Here is a 22,124-nt window from a genome sequence, read left to right as displayed (position 1 = left end):
TATTTTTATAGACCCTTTGTGAAAAATCTTTGTGTCCTTAGTGTCTTTGTGGTTCAAAATTATCTTTTTAATCGTATTTTGAGACTTTCCATTGATTTATTGGAATTTTTTTACAATGACTCATAGAATGTGCGGTCAATTACTTCTGCCTGTTGGGCGGGGGTGAGTTTGATGAAGTTAACGGCATAGCCTGATACCCGAATGGTCAGTTGAGGATATTTTTCAGGATGCTTTCTTGCATCTTCTAAAATGCTGCGGTCCAAGGCATTTACATTAATGTGGTGTCCTTGGTTGGCTGCGTAGCCGTCTAGTATACCTGCTAAATTTTGTATTCTGGTATCTGCTGTTTTTCCTAAGGTAGCAGGAAGAATGGAGAAAGTGTAAGAGATACCATCACGGCAATCATCATAAGATAGTTTGCAGATGGACTGCATAGCAGCGAGTGCTCCTTTTTTGTCTCGACCGTGCATTGGGTTGGCACCTGGGGCAAATGCTTGACCTGCTTTACGTCCGTCAGGAGTTGCACCTGTTTTTTTACCATACATTACATTAGAGGTAATAGTAAGTATGGATAGTGTATGTTCCGCATCGCGATAAGCAGCGTGTTCTTTTAATTTTTGACTGAATTCTTGGCTTAATTCTGTTGCCAAAGTATCAACCTGATCATCATCATTACCGTAGAATGGAAACTCTCCATCAATAACAAAGTCTTTAGCAAGACCTGTTTCATCACGCAGTGGTTTCACTTTCCCATAGCGGATAGCACTTAAGGAGTCAGTTGCTACTGATAGTCCAGCTACGCCAAAGGCCATGATGCGTTTAACATCGGTATCGTGCAGCGCCATTTGTGCTCTTTCATACGCGTATTTATCATGACTAAAGTGAATCAGATTCATTGTATTTACGTACAAGCCAGTGAGCCAGCTAAGAACTTTTGATAAGTTGCTCCTAACAATATCGTAGTCTAAATACTCTCCGACAGGAATTGGCATAACAGGTGCCAGTTGTTCGCCGCTATTTTCATCCCGACCGCCGTTAATTGCTAATAGTAAGGCTTTTGCTAAATTCGCTCTAGCACCAAAAAGCTGCATTTGTTCACCGACCCGCATTGCTGATACGCAGCAGGCAATCGCATAATCATCACCATATACAGGTCTCATAATGTCGTCATTTTCATATTGGATAGCGCTGGTATCTAACGAGACTTTTGCGCAGAATTTTTTAAAATCAGCTGGCAGATCTACTGACCATAAAATAGTCAAATTCGGTTCAGGAGCAGGACCCAAATTATATAAAGTGTGTAAAATTCGATAAGAAGTACGAGTTACTAAGGTACGGCCATCCAGTCCCGTGCCCCCAATCGCTTCGGTTACCCATAATGGATCACCAGCAAATAACTCATTATAATCAGGTGTACGCAAATGGCGGGCTAAACGTAACTTAATGACCATTTGATCAATGAGCTCCTGCGCATCACTTTCTGACAGCGTACCATTGGATAAATCTCTTGCAAGATAAATATCAAGGAAGGTGGATACACGACCAATGGACATAGCAGCACCATTTTGTTCTTTAATAGAGGCAAGATAGCCAAGATATAACCACTGAACGGCTTCCTGCGCATTTTCAGCCGGGCGGCTAATGTCAAAACCATAGGATTTTCCCATAAGCATTAGATCTTTAAGAGCTGCAATTTGGGCCGATACCTCTTCGCGCAAGCGCAGTGTCTTTTCATCCATTGGTTGATTGGCAAGATCTTGCAAGTCAGTTTTTTTAGCTTCTAATAGATGATTGACTCCGTAGAGTGCTATGCGGCGATAATCGCCAATAATGCGTCCTCGGCCATAGCCGTCAGGTAAACCAGTAATAATTCCTAATTTGCGGGCTTTTTTCATCTCATCTGTATACATATTAAATACAGCAGTATTATGTGTAGTAACATGGTTACGATAAATATCACTTATAGCAGGATTCAGCTTATAGCCATAAGCTTCGCAAGCCTGCTCAGCCATTCGAACGCCGCCATTGGCAATAACACTTCGCTTAAGAGGGGCATCTGTTTGCAAACCAACAATGATTTCTAACTCTTTTTCAATATACCCTGGCTGGTGAGAAGTGATTGTGGAAACAATATCGGTATCAACATCTAATACACCTTGTTTTTCCCGCTCTTGGGATAATAATGAGCTGCATTTATCCCATAATTTTTTAGTGCGAGGCGTTACAGGAGCTAAAAAATCACTATTGCCTTCGTAAGGGGTATAGTTATGTTGAATAAAATCTCGTACGTTAATCGAGGGTTGCCATTTACCTGGTTTAAAATCCTTCCATGCTTGTTTCATATTGTGATTCCTCCTTGAATTGATAATTGTTATCAATTAACTTTATTATAACCGTATTATCATGTTTTGCCTATGATATAAATCATATACTAAATAATTTTTATGATTTATTTAGTTTTTAAATAGAGAAGACCGCCTGGGCACAACTAAGTAAGTTATGCCCAGGCGGTCGGCTAATTCAAGATACAGTCCCTTGTGGTTATTCCACGATCCGCCAGTTCTGTATCCGTTTTATGAAATATAAATATTTCTTATGAAACAAATTTTATCTTTTTCTTAAGGTCTTGTCAATATAAATTATTGAGATATGAATCGATAGAATGGATCATTATTTTATAATAATGGTTTTCTTATATTTAAAGAGGGATAAATTGATGAATAAAGAATAAATACTAATAATAATCTAAATGAGACAATACCTAAGCGATATTACAATAAAAAGGAGAATCTGTTTATGCTCAAAGGAATGAAGGGCTTTTTTCAGGAAGAGCATGGGCTGAATCTAAGGGCCAGGGAGATATTACGATATATTGGACCAGGGATACTTGTAACCGTCGGATTTATTGATCCTGGGAATTGGGCCGCCAATTTAGCTGCAGGGGGAGAATATGGTTATAAATTGCTTTGGATGGTAACCTTATCTACCATTATGTTAATCGTCTTGCAGCATAATGTAGCTCATTTAGGAATTGTTACGGGGCGATGCTTATCGGAAGCAGCTACTGAATATCTGCGGCCCTTAGTATCAAGAACGGTATTGTTTTCGGCAATAACGGCGGCAGTAGCCACTGGTATGGCTGAAATATTAGGAGCTGCCATTGCCTTACATATGCTATTTCAAGTTCCACTGAAAATTGGAGCCTTATTAACAGGCATAGGCTGCGGCTGGATGTTATGGGCGAATTCCTATAAACGACTGGAAATATGGATTATGGGTTTTGTTTCTATCATTGGTGTAGCTTTCTTATTTGAACTAAGTTTAGTCAATATTGAGTGGTCTGAAGCCGCTATTGGATGGGTAACACCTGTTATTCCGGATGGAGCCATGTTAGTAGTCATGAGTGTACTTGGGGCAGTGGTCATGCCTCATAATTTATTTTTGCACTCTGAAGTAATTCAAAGCAGGCAATGGAATTTAGAAGATGATGCTGTGATCAAGCGTCAGTTAAAGTATGAGTTTGCAGATACTTTATTTTCTATGTGTATTGGCTGGGCCATTAATAGTGCTATGATATTGGTTGCTGCTGCCGTATTTTTTAGCAATCAGGTATCGGTTAATGAATTAGAGCAAGCAGAAATTATGTTGCGGCCTTTACTGGGGAACGCTGCAGCGGTTGTTTTTGCGATCGCTCTTTTATTTGCAGGCATTTCTTCCACCGTTACTGCAGGTATGGCTGGTGGTAGTATCTTTGCAGGAATCTTTAGAGAACCCTATGATATTAAAGACCGCCACTCTTGGATGGGAGTAGCGATTACCTACGGACTGGCAGTTGCGGTCATCTTTTTTATCGAAAGCCCGTTTGAGGGGCTGGTATACTCCCAAATGTTTCTTAGCATTCAATTGCCTTGGACGATATTCTTGCAGATTTACTTGACATCATCCACAAAGGTCATGGGAAAATATGCAAATACAGGCTTACAGCAAATCGTGCTATGGTGTATCGGCCTTATTGTTTCTGTCTTAAATATGATGTTGCTGTGGGATTTTATTAAATAATGGTGTAAGAAAGAGTAAGAAAAGATGAGTCACGTTTTTCGTATTACTTTTTAACTTGCAAAGAGGCAGCAAATTTGCTACAATGAATCCATCATCATCACTCGGTGATAATGATTATCTCTGGGGCTAAAATTAAATAAATTGAAATATCTTCAGGGCAGGGTTAAATTCCCGACCGGTGGTAAGCAGATTCTGCAAGCCCACGAGCCGTAAGGCAGATTTGGTGTAATTCCAAAGCCGACAGTATAGTCTGGATGTAAGAAGAGAAAGCAGCACATTGTATGTATAACGGAAAGTTTAACTTTCTGGAGATACATCCGTGTATGGGCTTAGTAAGCCGACATTAAAGATGTGTTTGCATGTAGTGATTAAATCCCCGAAGACATTTCGGGGATTTTTTTTGATAAGTAGAGAAAATAGAGTTTAATAGTGGAAAAAAATGAGATTTTATGAACCACAAAGGCACAATGTCGCTGATGCGACACACAAAGGAGTGCGCAAAAAAATATAAATAAAACCCTTTGTGTCCTTTGCGTCTTTGTGGTTCGATTATGTTTTATCTGTTTTAAAGGATGCGTAGCATTTTTCTTATTTGTATAAGTTGATTTTAACGATTACTTTTATAGGGGGATTGGACATGATTTCTGCTAATACGCGATATATTACTAAAATTGGGATTTTATCAGCAATTGCTGTAATCTTGATGTTTTTTGAAGTGCCGTTGCCGATGATGCCTAGTTTTTTAAAATTAGATGCCAGTGAATTGCCTGCGATTATTGGAGCCTTTGTACTTGGACCTATGGCAGGGGTTGCTATTGAATTAATTAAAAACGTATTACATGCTGCGAATACGCAGACAATGGGAATTGGGGAGATTGCTAATTTCTTGGTGGGAGTGGCTTTTATTCTGCCGGCGAGCTATTTGTATCGGCGCCATAAGAGCCCTACGGGGGCTGTGGTTTCTCTCCTTATTGGAACCCTCTCTATGATGTTTTCAGCGTCTTTGCTGAATTATTTTATTCTGTTGCCTTTATATCAAGCTGTGCTGCATTTTCCCTTAGAGCAAATTATTAATTTAGGAACAATCGCAAATCCCCAGATTGTTGATTTAAAATCCTTCATTGCCCTGGGGATTGCACCTTTTAATATGATAAAAGGAATTGCCATGTCTCTTCTTACATTGATGATTTACAAGAAGCTTTTCCCTGTATTATGCGAAAGATAAGCATGGCTTTGGCCATCGAATAAAATACTAAAAGGCTACTCTGTCAGTATAGAGTAGCCTTTTAGCATAGTTTTGTATGGAAAAATACAAAATTTTATGAACCGCAGAGACGCAGAGTGCGCTGAGGGGTATTTTCTAACGCTATTAATTATTTTTTCTCTGTGTTCTCTGCGCCTCTGCGGTTCATTTCAATTCGTTTTTATAGTTGCTTGGTTCCAGGCAGTGTGAAACCTCTCCCTAGAACTTCTACAGCATCTTGAACGATCATAAAGGCGTTGGGATCTACATCTTGGATGAGAAGTTTAATCTGGCCAATTTGGGTCAAACTTACGACTACAAAAATCACTTGTTTTTCTTGGCGGGTAAAGGCACCTTCTCCATGGAGGATCGTTGCGCCTCGCCCTACCTCTTTCAAAATGACTTTAATAATCTCATCGGTTTTATAAGAGACGATATACACGGTTTTCTTACGGTTAAATCCTTCCACCACATTATCCGTAATATTGGCTGCAATGAACATGGAAATAAGGGTTAATATCGCAAGTTTAATGCCGAAGAGAATGGCAGCAATCACCATAATTACACAGTTAACCGAAAAAGAGGCAATACCTACATTCAAAGAATAGTATTTTTTTAGGATGCTGGAAACGACATCAAGCCCTCCGCCGCTGCCATTGGCCTTAAATATAAGACCTGAGCCAATGCCTGTAACAATACCGCCAGTAATGGCTGAGAGGATCGGATCATCCACGACCATAAAATTTGACAAGTAGTCCGTTGCATCTACAAAGAAGGAAAAAAGTACTGCTCCATAAATGGTCTTTAAAAAATATTCTTTTCCAATGAGCCGATAAGCAGCATAGAAGAGGGGGAGATTCATTACAAAGATTTGCAGACCAATGGGCCAGCCAGCTAGATAATAAAAGATAATGGCTAACCCGCTTACTCCGCCGCTTAACAAGTGGTGAGGTACGAGAAAACTATTGATTGCAACAGCGCTTACCAGGCAGCCAATACCAACAGAAAGATACTGATAAATTTTATAACGCATGTAGTTCCTCCTAGTATAAAATGAAAGACTTAGAATCTATTGATCAGATTTTGGATAAAAGGGTATTGATAGGATTCACCATAAAAAGCTTTACTTGCTGCAATAATAGATGTTACGAGCAGAATAAGCCACAAAAGACCTACGATAGGAAGCAGAAAGACACCAATTATTAATATGCATAAGGAACTAACAATGAAGGACGCAGCCAGTATGCTCAAATGGGCAACGAGAGCCTGTTTTGCATGATGAAAGACGAAAGCGTCGTCTTTTTTTAATAAGAAGATGACTAATGGTGCAATAATAAAGCCCAATCCTCCTAGGAAATAGGATATATGGGCTAAAATAGCTAAGAGTTTTTGTTCTCCTGTTATTTCGTTCATAAGAACACCTCCTAAATATATTTTATAGTAGGTTCGATCGTTTGTATATCTTATTCGAAGATTTTCAGTTATGTATACTTGTCAATAAAACATAATCATATAAGTTAAAAGTAATGAGTTTGTCATATAAAATCCTTGTGTTTTTATTATGGTTTATGATATTATCGTTTTGTAGTTAAAATGGCGAAGTATTCTTTAGGTGGTATCAGTTATGAACCATACTGTAAAAAGGACTTGTTGCTATAGTATTCCACAGTTTCATATCGAATTATAGCCGCTTAGATCTTTTAATGGACTGAGACGGGAGGTTGCATGGGAAAAGTATGCCTTTCGGACAAGCTCCGGAAGGCTTTTTTATATTTTCTTTTCCTTTGGGGCTGCCAAGTAGTCTCTTGGAAAGTCTCATCCTTTGCCTGTTAGTATGGTGCAAAAAGCGCCGCCAGTGAACGTTTTGATAGTTTTGAAGACACACCCTAGGTAAATGGAGGAAATATGAACGTACAAAAGCCGAAAGTAGGTATTGTTGGAGCTGGAAAAGTGGGTAGTGTGTTGGCACGAGGATTATCTGATAGGGGGTATCAATTATCTGGAATTGTCAGTAGCACTCTAGAATCAGCAAGTCAGCTGGCTAGGGAATTGGGAGTAGACGCGAGTGTAAGAGCAGCCGATTTGATGCAAGATGCTGAGATACTATTCATTACAACACCTGATCGTTGTATTGGGGAAGTGGCAGCACAAATAGCCAGAGAGAATGGTTTTAAAAGAGGACAAATAGTGCTTCATACTTCAGGATGTCTGCCAGCGGAAGTACTCATGCCAGCAAAAGAGCAAGGAGCCTGGATTGGCTGTATGCATCCGCTGCAATCCTTTGCAAATAAAGAGCATACTAGTGAAAGGTTAGCGGGCATATATTTTGCTTTAAGCGGACAGGTTCAGGTCATACAGCAAGCTGAAAAAATTGTGAATGATCTAGGAGGAACCAGTTTTCATATTTTAGATACAGATAAGTCTTTTTATCATGGGGCTGCTTGCATTGTATCGAACTACACGGTTTCCTTGATGCACTGGGCAAGTCGGCTGTATGGAAAATTTGGTTTATCTTCTGAGGAAGCTTTAGCCGCATTATTGCCGTTGCTGGAAGGAACCCTGCAGAACATAAAGGAAATGGGAGTGGTCCAAGGGCTGACTGGCCCAATTAGTCGTGGAGATGGTATTACGGTAAAGGCGCACCTAGAGGCTTTGGAAAATGAAAGAGATAAGAGTTTATATCGGGAGCTTGGGATGTATACTCTGAAGATTGCCTTAGAGAAAGGTACAATTGATCAGGAACAAGCTGCAAGCATAGAAGAAATAGTAAGAAGTGATAACAGGGGGAAATAATCATGAGTGGCAATGAAAAGATTACAACGACAGTGATTCAGCAGCGAAAAATAGAGGGAAAAGCCATTACCATGCTAACAGCTTATGATTTTTCTACGGCAAAGTTTCTTGATGATGCCCAGATTGACATGCTATTAGTAGGCGATTCTTTAGGAAATGTGATATTGGGATATGATTCGACTCTGCCTGTTACGATGGAGGATATGATTCATCATGGAAAAGCAGTATGCCGAGGGGCAAAAAAAGCAATGGTAGTTGTAGATATGCCCTTTATGTCCTATCAGGTTTCCACAGAACAGGCAATAGCCAATGCAGGCAGGATTATGAAAGAAACAGGTGCCCAAGCTGTTAAATTAGAAGGCGGCAGTGAAATTGCTGAAGCAGTAAAGAAAATAGTTGCTGCCGGGATTCCTGTAGTAGGACATTTGGGTTTAACCCCCCAGTCAGTTCATAGTTTGGGCGGTTTTAAAGTACAGGGAAAAGAAGAAAAAGGAGCACAAAAACTGCTTAATGATGCCAAGATTCTAGAAGAAAACGGAGCTTTTGCTGTTGTTCTAGAATGTGTGCCAGCCTTACTAGCACAAAAAGTAACTCAGCAACTCAATATACCAACCATTGGTATCGGCGCAGGTGCGCACTGTGATGGTCAGGTATTGGTCATCAATGATCTGCTCGGCTTATATCCTGGGTTTGCTCCTAAATTTGTGAAGCAATATGCTGCATTGCATGTAGCAATAGCGCAAGCAGTAGCCGACTATAAAAAGGAAGTGGCAGAAAAAATATTTCCTTCGGCGGAGCATAGTTTTAAAATATCTGATGGCATCTTAGAAAAATTATACTAAGGCAGCAAGGGAAGAAGGGGAATGAAATCATGAGAATTATTGAAACCATAGAGGAAATGAAGATTTTTGTTAAGCAAGTAAAAGCAAAAGGCTTGTCAATTGGCTTAGTACCCACCATGGGCTCCTTGCATGAAGGACATCTTACGTTAATGCGTCAGGCCAAAAAACAGTGTGATGTCGTTGTGGTGAGTATTTTTGTGAATCCTACCCAATTTGGTCCTAATGAAGATTATGCTAAGTATCCAAGAGACTTAACTGGCGATAGTGTTCAAGCAGGTACTGCGGGAGTGGATGTCATTTTCCATCCCCAAGTACAAGAAATGTATCCCAAGGGATATAGCAGTTTTATAGAGGTTGATGGCATTACTCAGAAACTATGCGGTTTGTCTCGGCCAGGTCATTTTCGTGGCGTAGCAACTGTTGTAGCTAAGTTACTTAATATCATTGAGCCTGAGGCAGCCTTTTTTGGTCAAAAAGATGCCCAGCAGGTGTTGGTGCTTCAGCGTATGGCTTCTGATTTAAATATGAATGTAGTCATTGCGATTGTACCTATTGTGCGGGAAAAAGATGGACTCGCCATGAGTTCGCGGAATGCTTTCTTATCTGTTAAAGAACGCAGAGCGGCATTGGTGCTGTCTCGTAGCTTGCAGCTGGCCAAGCAGCTTGTTGCTAGCGGTGAGATGAATGTAGAAGCCATCAGGCAGCAGGTGATAGCAAACATCCAATTGGAAGAACTGGCGCAGATTGATTATGTAGAAATACACAGTTATCCGCTATTAGAAAATATAGACCAGATTGTCGGTAAAGCTCTTCTAGCCTTAGCCGTGCGCATTGGCAGCACTCGTTTAATTGATAACATCATTTTGGAGGGATAATTTCTATGTTTATTACATGTTTAAAGGCCAAACTTCATTGTGCCACGGTGACGGAGGCTAATCTTAATTATATGGGAAGTATCACCATTGATGAAAGCTTATTGGAAGCTTCAGGAATTCTGCCTAATGAAAAAGTGCAAATTGTAAATAATAACAATGGTAATCGTTTTGAAACCTATGTGATCGTTGGAGAAAAAGATTCTGGAGTCATTTGTTTAAATGGGGCCGCAGCTCGTTTAGTACAGCCTGATGATAAGGTCATCATTATTTCCTATGGGATGATGACTGAAGAGGAAGCAAAAGACTTTACTCCTACTGTAGTGATGGTAGGTGAGAATAATAAAGTTAAGGAAATCCGCGGCAAAGAAATCCATGGACAGATTGCTGACTAAAAGTAGGTGCAAGAGGCAGTGCAAACTGCCTCTATTTTTATAGAATTTATGAACCACAAAGGCACAATGCCGCTGCTGCGGCACACACCCCTTTGTGACCTTTGTGTCTTTGTGGTTCAAATTTTTAAAAACTCTTCATTGACAGAGGAAAGGCAATAAAAATAAAGAATAGATATAAAATAGAGTTTTAAAAAAAGGAGGATGCTAACATGATTTATGGACAGTTAAAAAATTTTGAACAAGAGAAGGCTGCTTTGTCTCCTGCCTTACAAAGAGGTTTGCTGTATTTAATCAATACCGATTTGTCTAGTTTGCCAGTTGGTCGGCATGATATTGAAGGGGATACTATATTTGCCTCCGTTTCAGAATATGAAACGGAACCTAAAGAGAAAAGAAAACCAGAGGCCCATCAGAAGTATATTGATATACAGTATGTAGTTTCGGGGGAAGAAATGATTGGGTGTAGTCCGCTATCTCCAGAATATGAAGTCCTTCAGGACGAACTGACTCTAAGAGATCTGATTTTTTATCAAGGGGTACAGCAAGAGGTAGAACTGCTGCTAAAACCTGGGATATATGCCGTGCTTTTCCCTAATGATGTTCATCGGCCCAATTGTACGCTGCACTCGGCGACCAAAGTTAAAAAGGTAGTGATAAAAGTAGCCCTTTCTGCATTATAATAATTAATTTCTAGCTATGAAAGGAAGAACTCTCGCAGATGAAAATTTGTTGTAGCGTTCTTTTTTTATAGCTATTAAGAATACTTTATTGACAAAACACTATACTAAAGATAGGAGAGTTGCATCCTTTTTCCTTTATTTTATAAGCGCAGAGGGATTCGAAAAAATACTATTTACAGCAATAAAAAAGTAGGCTATTATGTAGTACTAGAAGTACATTTTATTCGATGAATAAGCCGCTCTACGACTCCTATTTTTAGTAGGTGGGAGCCCTAGAGGGGCTAAATGTGACGGATAAGTAGGACTTAGGTTAGGTGGTGAAACTCCATTTGACTAAGAAGTATTCTTTAGCATGATAAGTGTCAAAGCAACAAAGCTCCTAGCAGGCGATGATACCGTACTGATTCAGGGCATGACTTTGAAATTGTACACAAGTAAGGAGAAGAAATATGGAAATAAAGTCAATTAAAAAATTAAAATTGTATGGATTTAACAACCTGACCAAGACACTTAGTTTCAACATGTATGATATATGTTATGCGAAAAGTCCGGAACATCGTCAAGCCTACATTGAATACATTGATGAAGAATACAATGCGGAGCGTCTTACAAATATTTTAACAGAAGTCGCTTTTATGATTGGTGCGAACATCTTAAATATTGCAAAGCAGGACTATGATCCTCAAGGTTCTAGTGTAACCATGCTGATTTCAGAAGGAAAAATGGCAGTTGAGGCACCGGAGCTGATCGATCTGCAAGAAATTAAGTCCGATGCTGTGGTAGCCCATTTAGATAAAAGTCATATTACCGTACACACCTATCCGGAAAGTCACCCTGATAAGGGGATTAGTACATTTCGCGCTGATATTGATGTTTCTACCTGTGGAGAGATTTCACCACTAAAAGCACTGAATTATCTTATTAACAGCTTTAGTTCTGATATTGCAATTATTGATTATCGAGTACGAGGGTTTACCCGCGATGTTACAGGGAAAAAGTTTTATATTGACCATAAAATTAATTCGATTCAAAATTATATTACACACGATACTCGTGAGTTATATCAGATGCTTGACGTGAATATCTATCAGGAAAATATTTTCCATACGAAAATGATCTTAAAAGAATTTGATTTGGATAATTATTTGTTTGGTACAGCCAAAGGTGAACTTCTGCCTGGTGAGAAGAAGAAGATCAAACAGCGCTTGAAAAAAGAAATGTCAGAAATCTATGCTGGTCGTAATATTCCTAAAGTGAAGTGAAGTCTTAATGATCCATTAAAGAAGCTCTATAGTGAGGCCACTGGTATATGACATTAACGCTTCGCCGTGCTACTTAACCTACGCTTTTAATGTCATATACCAGTGACCTATGCAAGGTGTAAATCTTTAGTGGTTGCTATGTCACTATAACAATTCAATAAATTTCTGTGCTGCAAGTGGAACTGGCAGATAATCATGAGTCATAATCCCTAACTCTCGCGGAGGTATATCAGTGGTGAGGGGAAGGGTAAATAATTGATTGTCGGCCAGTTCTTTTTGTATATATTCCTTGCTGATAAATGAGATCCCCAGTCCGATTTTTGTCAGTTCGATCATTAAGTCCACACTGCCTAATTGAATCTCAGGCTCAAATGGGAGATTATGCTGGACGAACATAGAATCCAGGAAGGTTCTTGTCGTTGTATTCTTTTCTAATGTGAGAATGGGTAAGGCAGCGATATCTTTAAGAACCAGGCGTAGACTTTGCAGATGAGCAAAAGCAGGACTGGCGACAAAGACATCATGCAGCATTTTACATTTGCTGATGGTCATGCCCGGATACAGTTTTTCGGCGGCAAGATTAACAACACTAATGTCCACTAAGCCTTTTTTTAATAAATCCACACAAACAGGAGATGGGCGATTGGTAATATTGAGTTTGATTTTAGGATACAGAAGGTTAAATTGTTTAAAATAAGGAAGTAAGTAGTATTTGCAAATGGTATCACTGGCACCTATTTTTAGCTCTCCTTGTTCTAAGGAATGCATTTCATTGATGCTGCGTTCACCTGTTTTTAGAAAATGAAAGGCTTGCTCTACATGGGTAAATAAAAGTTTGCCTGCTTCTGATAATTGTACGTGTTTGGTACTGCGAAAAAAAAGTTTTGTATTCAGCTTTTCTTCCAATTGTTTTATTGCCTGGCTGACAGCTGACTGAGAGATATATAATTCATTGGCAGCTGCTGAGAAACTTAAGTACTTGGCAACATAGTAAAACACTTTATACAGCTCAAAATTAACGTCCATATATAAACACTCCTTATGAGTTTTATTAATACTATTAATTATTATAATTAATGATAATATATTACAATAACAATAGCAAGATGTAGTCTCAAGGGAAGAAAGCAACTACCGGTAGTTGTAAACAGGCAAAGGATGAACATAACTATATTATCCTTTGCCGTCCTAAATGAGATTTTCCAAGGGACTAGCAAGACGATACTAGGAGGTAGAAACATGCCATATGAAGTCAAACGAATTTTCGTGGAAAAAAGGCAGGATTTTGCGGTAGAGGCCAAGGGGATGTATGCTGATCTTACCGAGAATCTTGGCATTACAGGTTTGAAACATGTACGCCTTGTCAATCGTTACGATATATCGGGGATTAGTCAGGAAGAGTTTGTAGAAGCTAAACAAAGCATATTTTCTGAGCCGACTGTTGATGATGTTTATGATGAAATACTCACCATAGAGCCAGAGGATAAAATATTTGCAGTAGAATATCTGCCGGGTCAATATGACCAGCGAGCTCATTGGGCGGCACAATGCGTGCAAATACTAACAAAAACAGAAAACTTATCCATTCGTACTGCCAAAGTCATTGTATTACAAGGCAATATTACAGAAGATGAGTTTAAGAAAATAAAAGAGTATAGTATCAATCCGGTAGAAGCGCGGGAAGCTTCTTTAGAAAAACCCCGTAGTCTTGAACTAACAGTGGAAAAACCTGCTGATGTAAAGACGATTCCCGGTTTTATTACCCAATCAGCAGAAGAACTAGAATTGCTGTTAAAAGATATGGGACTGGCCATGGGACTAGGAGATATTGCATTTTGCCAACAATATTTTCGTGATGTGGAAAAACGCAACCCAACAATCACAGAAATCAGAGTGTTAGATACCTATTGGTCAGATCATTGCCGTCACACCACTTTTTTCACTGCAATTGAAAATGTAGATATAGGAACAGGTCATTTTTCAGAGCCGATTGCTAAAGCCTATGATCAATATCGTAAAGCCAGATCCCTTGTATATAAAGATCGACAAAAAGATATCTGCTTGATGGATATCGCCGTTATGGGGATGAAAGAATTGCGCCTGCAAGGCAAACTCACAGATCTGGATGACTCGGAAGAAATTAATGCCTGCAGCATTGTTGTTCCTGTGGATGTGGATGGCAGCATAGAAGAATGGCTGGTTATGTTTAAGAATGAAACCCACAATCATCCAACAGAAATTGAGCCTTTTGGTGGTGCGGCGACTTGTTTAGGCGGAGCCATTCGTGATCCATTATCAGGCAGATCTTATGTGTATCAAGCCATGCGTGTTACAGGGAGCGGTGATCCTCGTACAAAAGTAGAAGATACTTTAGCAGGAAAATTGCCCCAGCGTAAAATAACCTTGGGAGCGGCAGCAGGGTATAGCTCCTATGGAAATCAAATTGGCTTAGCCACGGGTCAGGTAGCAGAAATTTATCACGAAGGTTTTATCGCAAAACGAATGGAAATCGGCGCAGTGATCGCTGCTGCTCCAAAAGAAAATGTAGTACGCGAACGACCAGCAGTGGATGACATCGTGGTTGTATTGGGCGGAAAAACAGGTCGGGATGGCTGCGGCGGGGCAACGGGCTCCTCAAAAGAGCATACGGAAGAATCCCTGGCAACCTGCAGTGCAGAAGTACAAAAAGGCAATCCGCCTACAGAACGGAAAATACAAAGGCTGTTTAGAAATCCTAAAGCAAGTCAAATGATTAAGCGCTGTAATGATTTTGGTGCAGGCGGGGCATCTGTTGCTATTGGAGAATTGACAGATAGCCTGGTCATTGATTTAGATGCGCTGCCGAAGAAATATGCAGGTCTGGATGGTACTGAACTGGCGATTTCCGAATCCCAAGAGCGTATGGCTGTAGTCATAGCACCTTATCATTTGGAGGAATTCATGTCCTATGTCGCAATAGAAAATCTGGAAGCGGCAGTAGTGGCAAAAGTAACGGATACTGGGCGACTCGTCATGTTATGGCGGGGAATTCCCATTGTTGATATTAGCCGGGAATTTTTAAATACGAATGGTGTTAAACAAAAAGTAGATGTACAGGTGACTGCGCCAGTAGAAGCTGAAAATTATTTTGCTGCTAAAACAAATGATGCAGAAGCTCTTGAAACAGCTTGGTTTGATAATTTGCGTGATCTGAATGTATGCAGCCAAAAAGGTCTTGTCGAAATGTTTGATAGTACGATTGGTGCAAGTACTGTATTGATGCCCTTTGGCGGTAAGTTCCAAACCACACCGGCAGAAGGAATGGCGAGTAAAATTCCTGTCCTTAAAGGGAATACGAATACAGCCACGTTAATGACCTATGGGTATGATCCGCAGCTAACCACCTGGAGTCCTTTCCACGGTGCGGTATATGCTGTTGTAGAAGCAGTAGCAAAAATCGTAGCTATGGGTGGTGAATATCACACCGTTCGCCTGACCCTGCAAGAGTATTTTGAAAGATTAGGGCAGGATGCGGTAAAATGGGGCAAACCTTTTAGTGCTCTTTTAGGCGCTCTTCATGCGCAAGAACAGTTCTCGATTCCTGCCATTGGCGGCAAGGATAGTATGTCTGGGACCTTTAAAGAACTGACGGTGCCTCCTACTTTAGTGGCTTTTGCCGTCAACGTGGTTCAAGCTGACCGGGTGATTTCTCCAGAGTTCAAAGAGATCGGAAGTCAGATCATACAAGTACCGTTAATTCGTGATGCATATGAATTGCCAGATTTTCCTGTCGTGTGTCAGAACTATGCTAACATTACTCAATTAATAAAAGCTGGTCATGTGTTAGCTGCTCATACAATTAAAAGGGGTGGTTTAGCAGCCGCTATTAGTAAAATGAGCTTTGGTAATAAAATCGGCATGGTCTTTACTTCTCCTTTGTCATCCCAAGACTTATTTGCTGCCGATTATGGCTCCTTGATACTAGAGATCCCTTCCGGTATCGCTGTAAAAGAGATGTTAGGCGAGATGACATATTCTGTCATAGGTCATACTCAGGAGCAGCCAAGGATTGATATCAATGGTTATTCTATTGATCTTGAAAAAGCGCAAACTGCTTGGGAACAGCCTTTAACTAAGGTTTTTGCCACACAAACTGAAATAAGTAAGGAAAAGCCGAAGCAGGAGTTGTTTGCCAGCAATCCGAAAAAAGCAAAACATTCTTTTGCCAAGCCTCGCATCTTTATTCCGGTTTTCCCCGGAACCAACTGCGAATATGATTCTGCCAAAGCATTTGAAATGGCAGGCGGTATCGTAGATACGATGGTCATTCGCAATCTGACTCCATCAGCAGTAGAAGAGTCTATAGAAGAAATGGTTAAGTCTATTGATCAATCTCAAATTATTATGCTGCCAGGTGGTTTTAGCGCTGGAGATGAACCAGACGGCTCAGGCAAATATATTGCCACCATGTTTAGAAATCCAAAAATTAAAGAAGCCCTGCGGGAATTTTTATCACAAAAAGACGGGCTGATGCTGGGCATCTGTAATGGTTTCCAGGCTCTTATTAAATTAGGTTTAGTACCTTATGGCGACATTGTTGACTTATCACCAGAGTGCCCTACGTTAACCTATAATCAAATCGGCAGACATATCTCTTGTATGGCAAACACCAAACTTGTGTCTAAACTTTCTCCCTGGTTTAATAACATAGAATTAGGTGAGGTTCATACCATTCCTGTATCTCACGGTGAAGGTCGTTTTGTTGCCAGCAGTGCGGTGCTAAACAGCTTGCGGCAAAAGGGACAGATTGCGACTCAGTATGTAGATGAAACAGGACAGCCTACCTATGACATCCGTTATAATCCTAACGGATCTGTAGAAGCAGTAGAAGGAATTACCAGCCCAGACGGAAGAATATTAGGAAAAATGGGTCATTCGGAACGAATTGGCAACCAGGTAGTGAAAAATGTTCCTGGCAGCAAAGATCAGCAGCTATTTGCCGCTGGAATTGGATACTTTAGGTAAGAAGAAAAAGAAAAGTAAAAAGACTACCATTTTTATGGTAGTCTTTTTACTTTTCTTTACATTACAATTTTGTAAATAAATATATGATTTTGATAAAAAATGTTAAAATCTATACCTTTTGGCAGATGAAATAGTTATCAAAATGTATTATTGTAACGGTAATGGTTTAAATTGGTAAAGAAAATACTGGAAAGGAAATAAGAAATTTTGCAGAAAAAAGGAAAAATTTTTAGCCCAAAAGCGGGGTAAAAGCATGAGGCATAATCTTACATAGAATTTAGAATTTCAAAAAACTTTTTTGGGAAGGTGGTGAAAAGCGGATTGATACAAACGAATTTTATAAAGAATCCGGCGTTTCTTTTCCTTTTGTTGCTCGCACTGCTCATCTTTTTTGGGAGCGCCTCCCACAGCGTGACGGCGGCGGAAGCAGTAAAAAGACATGAAGTCGTTTTCCTTCTCGATGTCAGCAATTCTATGAATACGACAGATGCGGAAAAACTCGCGCCGGATGGTCTGGAAGAAATTTTATATACATTGCCATCGAATTATTCAGTAGGCCTTGTTGCCTATGGCAGCGACGTGCAGGTGGCAAAGCCGTTGAACGCCAAACGCGAACAAATTGGCGTTGCGCTGCGCCAGGTGAACTATACCGGTTATACGAACGCCGGGGCAGGATTGGAAAGAGCGTTGACGTTATTTAAGGATAGTACAGCGGACAAAACGGTGGTTTTGCTTTCCGACGGCGAAATCAGGCTGGACGATCCGGTCGCGACGGGAGCCTCCGAGGAGCAATTCAACCGGGCGATGCAGACGGCGTCGGAGCGCGGCGTTCGCGTCTGTACGGTCGCGATCGGTGATCCGGGCAACGTGCCGCAGTCGAATATTTACGATTCCGCCAACCGTCAGGGCTTGCTGTTTAACGTTAGTGACGTCGCACAGCTAAGCGGCATCGCCAAAAAGATTTTATACGAGGTATTCGGCATTGCCAAAATAGCCGTCAGCAGCGGTGATCTGCAAAGCGATACGCTGCGCGTGCGCTTGCCGCTTGCACGCAGCGACTCAATCAATGGAGCGAAAATTCTCCTCACTTCCACTGTACCGCTAGGCAATATCGGCGCCAGCTACACAGCCCAAAGCGGCGAAATTTTAGCCGGCAAACGATTTGCCGTCTTGAACCTGCTGCATCCGCAAAGCGACACGGCGGAGATCCGTTTCGGGTCTGCGGGCGGCGGCAATGTGCAGGCCGACCTGATTCTGGAAATGAACGCGTCGATTCAGGTGGAAGTGAAGAATACGACCCTTGGGCAATCGGAGCAAAAGACGGCCGAGGTGCGGCTGATTCCCGTCAGTATTGCAAATCAGAACCTGCGTCTTTTGAATGACCCTTATTTTGAAGGCAAATCAGTCCGTGTAACGGCGGATGGTCAGGAAATCACGGCGGTGGTGGAGAAAGGGGCAATCCGTTTTTCTCTGCCGGCCGATATCACACGCAGCGTAGCTGTGAAAGTCCGTTACGAAGATCTCGGCGTCAACATCATTGCGCCGGATACAACAACTGTGCAGATCAACCAGCCGGAAGGATATGGGAAAATAATTGCGTTCGTTGCGGCCATTGCCATTGCAATCGCTGCGCTGGTCTGGTGGAGAACGCAAAAACCGAAACCAGTGCCGCCGGCTCCACCGCCCGCAAGCCGCTACGAATACGCCGGCAAACTCAAAATCTATGTCACTAAGGCACCGGACGACAGCGACATCGCGCCCATGGAATACAATTTGTACCGCCACTTCAGGAAAGAAGAAATCAGTCTGGGGGCGCTTCTGGAAAACTGCGGACTTTCCTTTGCCCTGGCCGGCGCGTATAAAGTCTTTTTCAGTCCGGGTGCCAACAAGGCGCTGGTGCTTACGAACAAGTCGGACTGCACCATTTTGAAAAACCGCGACCTGTTGGTAAAAGATCATAGCTGCCTCGTTTATTTCCATGAAAGAATTCATATTACGTTTGAGGACGAGCGCAGCGAACTAATCTTAGAATACAAAAATGTCAAGCCGTCTGAACGGCCCTAATGCAAAGGAGTGGACAAATTGGCTATTATTACGCAAACAAACCGGACCCTGCTTTTAGAAGAGATCAATCCCGAGAAACTCGACCTGCTCACCATGGTGGGCGACGTAAAGGGAATGGACAGCCTTAATGATGAGAAGATCAAAGAGATCAACGAGCATCTCTCGGTCAAGAGCTTTGACGAATTTTTGGAAAAATTCGATCCTGTCGTCTATTCCTTTTACAATGCTAACAACCAGCGCGTCATGTACACGCTGAAAAAACCGGAAACCATTCCGGACGAACTACTGACGGAAATCCATCTCAACATGCACAACGACTTTCTCAAGATGCTGCTGACGCTGGTCGAAACGAAACGCTCGCAAGGACTCTTAAACGTCGATTTTAAATTTGAGAAACTGACCAATCTGATCTCGCCGGCCAAGGTCATGGAAGACATCCGCCAGATCAGAAAAGAGATGCGCTACGTCTACTCCGAGTACGCGTTACTTGAAGAAGGCGACCCGAAAAGACTCGACGTGGGCGACAAGTTGAACGTCATGTTTGAAGAAGCCAGCATGAACTACAACAACGTAATGGCTATGCTGCCGCTGGCGATCGAAGACATCAAGACGCGGCTGCTTCTGGGCGCGGGCGGCGACGGCAAGAACAACACGCCGCTTACCTTAGGCGTCCTGTCGATGGGTGAGGAGGGCGAACTGAAGATACTCGAAGCGCCGAAACCGGAAACCAAAGCCCTGGCCACGCTCGACGACCAGATAAATCAGGGATTGATCACAGCAATTGAGGATGACTACCAAGCGCTGAACGAGGAAAATCATAACGACTATGTCAAGGCGCTCGTCGCTCGGACGTTCTGCCCGCTGCCGTCCACGATCGTATCGACCGTCGATACGGAAAAAGAAATCGCCAACTACAACTCCTATCTGGAATTTTATAAAACCGCCAAAGACGATTTCATCAAAACAGTCAAGCCGCTTATCGAAAAAGTGCTGGGCGTCAGGCTGTTCTTTGAACAATATCCGGCCAAGCTTAAAGGCATGCGGCCGACCCTTCTCATTACCAACGTCAGCAACGAAATGGTGGCCAAAGCGTCCAATATTCCGCGCCTGATCACCTTCCTCAACACGGTCAATGCGAAAAATGACTTCAACAATACGGTCTGGTATTCGATCTTCCCGTCCGTCTCCCTTGATCAAAACTCCAAGATGAAGCTGACGCGTGAACGGTTCCAGGGCAACAAGGTCGTCGAAAATCCCAACGTCAACAGCGTGGAATCGCTGGCCCGCATCCTTGACGTTCTGAAAGACTATCGGGTACAGTGCTTCTTCAGCTACGAGACGGGCGACAAGACGACCTTCAACTACATGGCCACGGAAGGTATCGACAAATTCGTCGAGCGCTGCACAAGCCTGACTGGTAAACCCTACAGCGAATTTGCAATCCCCTGCGTTCCGAACTTCACCATCGTGCCGAAGGACAAATCCGGTGTCGTGCTCGACAAAAAAATGTTCTTAAACGACGCCAATATGGCGGAACTATCTGGCGCCAAGGAAGACATTATGAAGCTGTGGATCGACGGCGTCTATATTGGCGCGGCGTTCGTCGCGGCAGGTCTGTACGCGGCCACGCAATGCCCGGAATACCTCAAGAAAACTTTCAAGCGCAACGTTGATACCGAACTGCCCGGCGTGCGCTTCGACATCGAAGCCGGCGACCACCCGCTGCGCGTGCGGACGTCGCTGGCCAAAGAAATCACCGGGTTTACAAATAGTATCAAGGATGATATTAACCGCAAGAATTTTGGCTTCGTCTTCTCTTCGGAAAACGCTGCCTATGACGGCCTGAACATTACGGACATCATGGTCTACAAGGCGCGCAACCTCCTCTACGACGCGGAGCTTGGCGTGTACGAGCCGATCTACAAGACACAGGTCACGACGTACATCGAACGCGTTCTGCGCCACGGCACCGGTGATTTCAAACAGGACAACATCATCAAATTCTTCTCCAACAATCCGCAGAGCCAAAAGAGCCTGTGGATCGGCAAACGCGATAAGGTCAACTCGATCATCAGCGAAGGCGACGACATCAACTACGTCATCGACGAAGCCAACGGCATCTGCACGCTGGATATCACGTTCAACGGCAACGTGAAGAACCTCGAAATCGAGATCAACCGTCTGACGTCGGCAGGCCGAACCGCGTAAAACGTTGCCCCAATGCCGGCGCGAATTTTTAAATGTATTTGCCATATCCGATTTGCGCCGGCAAGTTTATCCGATGACTAACTCGCTCTAAGACTCCCGCTTGTGCCTTATGGGTGCAAGCACTCCCATAAGGCACAAGCGGGAGTAAGAGCGACTAAGTCCCTGGATAAGTTTGACTACCGCTTCAGATGAGGTTAAAACCTCACCTGAAGCGAAGTCTCACTTGATATAAAAAATGAAATGGAGGAATTGGTATGGGTTTCAGATTAAAGGTAACTGGCGGACCGGAGGAAATTGCATTTGATGAAAGAGCGGTCCTGAAGGCGGAGTTCTTCTCCGACTCGCCAAACGACTCCAATGCAAGAGCGACCGATGTGGCGCTCAGCATCAAGGTGTGGGGCAAAATGCTCTACTCCCTCGGCGGCAAAGAAGCCGATGCCACGCTGAACGTGGCGAAATGGTCGCAGGTACCGAGCGAAAAGGCGGACTGCTACAGAAACGCCCAGCTTGATATCGTCGCCGCCAGCCAGATGGTACGGCAGTACACGCTACCGGACGCCTTCGTGATGGAATACAAGGAAGAACTCGACGACGAAACCGGCGTCGGCACCTTCTATCTCCACATGAAGCAGAAAAAGGACCAGAATGCTGCAGTGAAGCTCGACGGAGGTTTCGGGGCGGAATAGCAGAAGGGACGGTAAA

Annotated in this window: 16 protein-coding genes and 2 riboswitches; of the genes, 12 read left to right on the top strand and 4 right to left on the bottom strand. The window is 42.4% G+C overall.

The window, feature by feature from the left end:
- Window positions 1-110: 110 nt before the first annotated feature.
- Window positions 111-2,342, bottom strand: coding sequence for a formate C-acetyltransferase (gene pflB / locus JBW_RS20725; RefSeq protein WP_007960342.1), 2,232 nt, complete (start codon window positions 2,340-2,342; stop codon window positions 111-113).
- 152 nt (window positions 2,343-2,494) lie between these two features.
- Window positions 2,495-2,574: riboswitch (ZMP/ZTP riboswitch) on the bottom strand.
- 222 nt (window positions 2,575-2,796) lie between these two features.
- On the opposite strand from pflB, the gene JBW_RS20720 reads away from it, so the two are divergent.
- Window positions 2,797-4,059: an Nramp family divalent metal transporter gene (locus JBW_RS20720; protein ID WP_007960343.1), complete on the top strand. Its 1,263-nt coding sequence runs from the start codon at window positions 2,797-2,799 to the stop codon at window positions 4,057-4,059.
- A gap of 144 nt (window positions 4,060-4,203) precedes the next feature.
- Window positions 4,204-4,329: riboswitch (FMN riboswitch) on the top strand.
- 367 nt (window positions 4,330-4,696) lie between these two features.
- Window positions 4,697-5,284, top strand: a complete 588-nt coding sequence (locus JBW_RS20715; protein ID WP_007960344.1) for an ECF transporter S component — start codon at window positions 4,697-4,699, stop codon at window positions 5,282-5,284.
- A gap of 199 nt (window positions 5,285-5,483) precedes the next feature.
- Here the strand turns inward: JBW_RS20715 and JBW_RS20710 are convergent, their stop codons facing one another.
- Together JBW_RS20710 and JBW_RS20705 are read right to left on the bottom strand one after the other, a co-directional pair.
- Window positions 5,484-6,335: a YitT family protein gene (locus JBW_RS20710; RefSeq protein WP_007960345.1), complete on the bottom strand. Its 852-nt coding sequence runs from the start codon at window positions 6,333-6,335 to the stop codon at window positions 5,484-5,486.
- Between the two features lie 29 nt (window positions 6,336-6,364).
- Window positions 6,365-6,715 (bottom strand): DUF4870 domain-containing protein, encoded by a 351-nt coding sequence (locus tag JBW_RS20705; protein WP_007960346.1) that lies wholly within the window; start codon window positions 6,713-6,715, stop codon window positions 6,365-6,367.
- Between the two features lie 492 nt (window positions 6,716-7,207).
- On the opposite strand from JBW_RS20705, the gene JBW_RS20700 reads away from it, so the two are divergent.
- The 6 genes from JBW_RS20700 to speD all read left to right on the top strand — a co-directional run bounded on the left by JBW_RS20700 (window position 7,208) and on the right by speD (window position 12,146).
- On the top strand, window positions 7,208-8,095 hold the full coding sequence (locus JBW_RS20700) for a Rossmann-like and DUF2520 domain-containing protein (RefSeq protein WP_007960347.1): 888 nt from the start codon (window positions 7,208-7,210) through the stop codon (window positions 8,093-8,095).
- Window positions 8,096-8,097: 2 nt separating this feature from the next.
- Window positions 8,098-8,937 carry a 3-methyl-2-oxobutanoate hydroxymethyltransferase gene (gene panB, locus JBW_RS20695; protein ID WP_007960348.1) on the top strand — a complete coding sequence of 280 codons (840 nt, stop codon included), beginning with the start codon at window positions 8,098-8,100 and terminating at the stop codon, window positions 8,935-8,937.
- 29 nt (window positions 8,938-8,966) lie between these two features.
- Window positions 8,967-9,812 (top strand): pantoate--beta-alanine ligase, encoded by an 846-nt coding sequence (panC, locus tag JBW_RS20690; protein ID WP_007960349.1) that lies wholly within the window; start codon window positions 8,967-8,969, stop codon window positions 9,810-9,812.
- Window positions 9,813-9,817: 5 nt separating this feature from the next.
- Window positions 9,818-10,204 carry an aspartate 1-decarboxylase gene (gene panD, locus JBW_RS20685; protein ID WP_007960350.1) on the top strand — a complete coding sequence of 129 codons (387 nt, stop codon included), beginning with the start codon at window positions 9,818-9,820 and terminating at the stop codon, window positions 10,202-10,204.
- Between the two features lie 209 nt (window positions 10,205-10,413).
- Window positions 10,414-10,884, top strand: coding sequence for a YhcH/YjgK/YiaL family protein (locus JBW_RS20680; protein WP_007960357.1), 471 nt, complete (start codon window positions 10,414-10,416; stop codon window positions 10,882-10,884).
- Window positions 10,885-11,333: 449 nt separating this feature from the next.
- Window positions 11,334-12,146 carry an adenosylmethionine decarboxylase gene (speD, locus tag JBW_RS20675; RefSeq protein ID WP_007960358.1) on the top strand — a complete coding sequence of 271 codons (813 nt, stop codon included), beginning with the start codon at window positions 11,334-11,336 and terminating at the stop codon, window positions 12,144-12,146.
- 144 nt (window positions 12,147-12,290) lie between these two features.
- Here the strand turns inward: speD and JBW_RS20670 are convergent, their stop codons facing one another.
- A complete protein-coding gene (locus JBW_RS20670; RefSeq protein ID WP_007960359.1) occupies window positions 12,291-13,172 on the bottom strand; it encodes a LysR family transcriptional regulator in 882 nt (293 codons plus the stop codon).
- Window positions 13,173-13,385: 213 nt separating this feature from the next.
- On the opposite strand from JBW_RS20670, the gene JBW_RS20665 reads away from it, so the two are divergent.
- The 4 genes from JBW_RS20665 (at window position 13,386) to JBW_RS20650 (ending at window position 22,108) form a co-directional block, all read left to right on the top strand.
- Complete coding sequence (locus JBW_RS20665; protein ID WP_007960360.1) at window positions 13,386-17,150, top strand: phosphoribosylformylglycinamidine synthase; 3,765 nt, start codon at window positions 13,386-13,388, stop codon at window positions 17,148-17,150.
- 321 nt (window positions 17,151-17,471) lie between these two features.
- Complete coding sequence (locus JBW_RS20660; protein ID WP_007960361.1) at window positions 17,472-19,214, top strand: vWA domain-containing protein; 1,743 nt, start codon at window positions 17,472-17,474, stop codon at window positions 19,212-19,214.
- An 18-nt stretch (window positions 19,215-19,232) separates the two neighbouring features.
- Window positions 19,233-21,422: a hypothetical protein gene (locus JBW_RS20655; RefSeq protein WP_007960362.1), complete on the top strand. Its 2,190-nt coding sequence runs from the start codon at window positions 19,233-19,235 to the stop codon at window positions 21,420-21,422.
- Window positions 21,423-21,676: 254 nt separating this feature from the next.
- On the top strand, window positions 21,677-22,108 hold the full coding sequence (locus JBW_RS20650) for a hypothetical protein (protein WP_007960363.1): 432 nt from the start codon (window positions 21,677-21,679) through the stop codon (window positions 22,106-22,108).
- The last annotated feature ends 16 nt before the right edge of the window (window positions 22,109-22,124 follow it).

The sequence above is a fragment of the Pelosinus fermentans JBW45 genome (genome assembly GCF_000271665.2).
GTDB classification, from domain to species: domain Bacteria; phylum Bacillota; class Negativicutes; order DSM-13327; family DSM-13327; genus Pelosinus; species Pelosinus baikalensis.
Note: the sequence above shows the minus strand (reverse complement) of the source record. Positions and strands in the feature narration are given on the sequence as shown.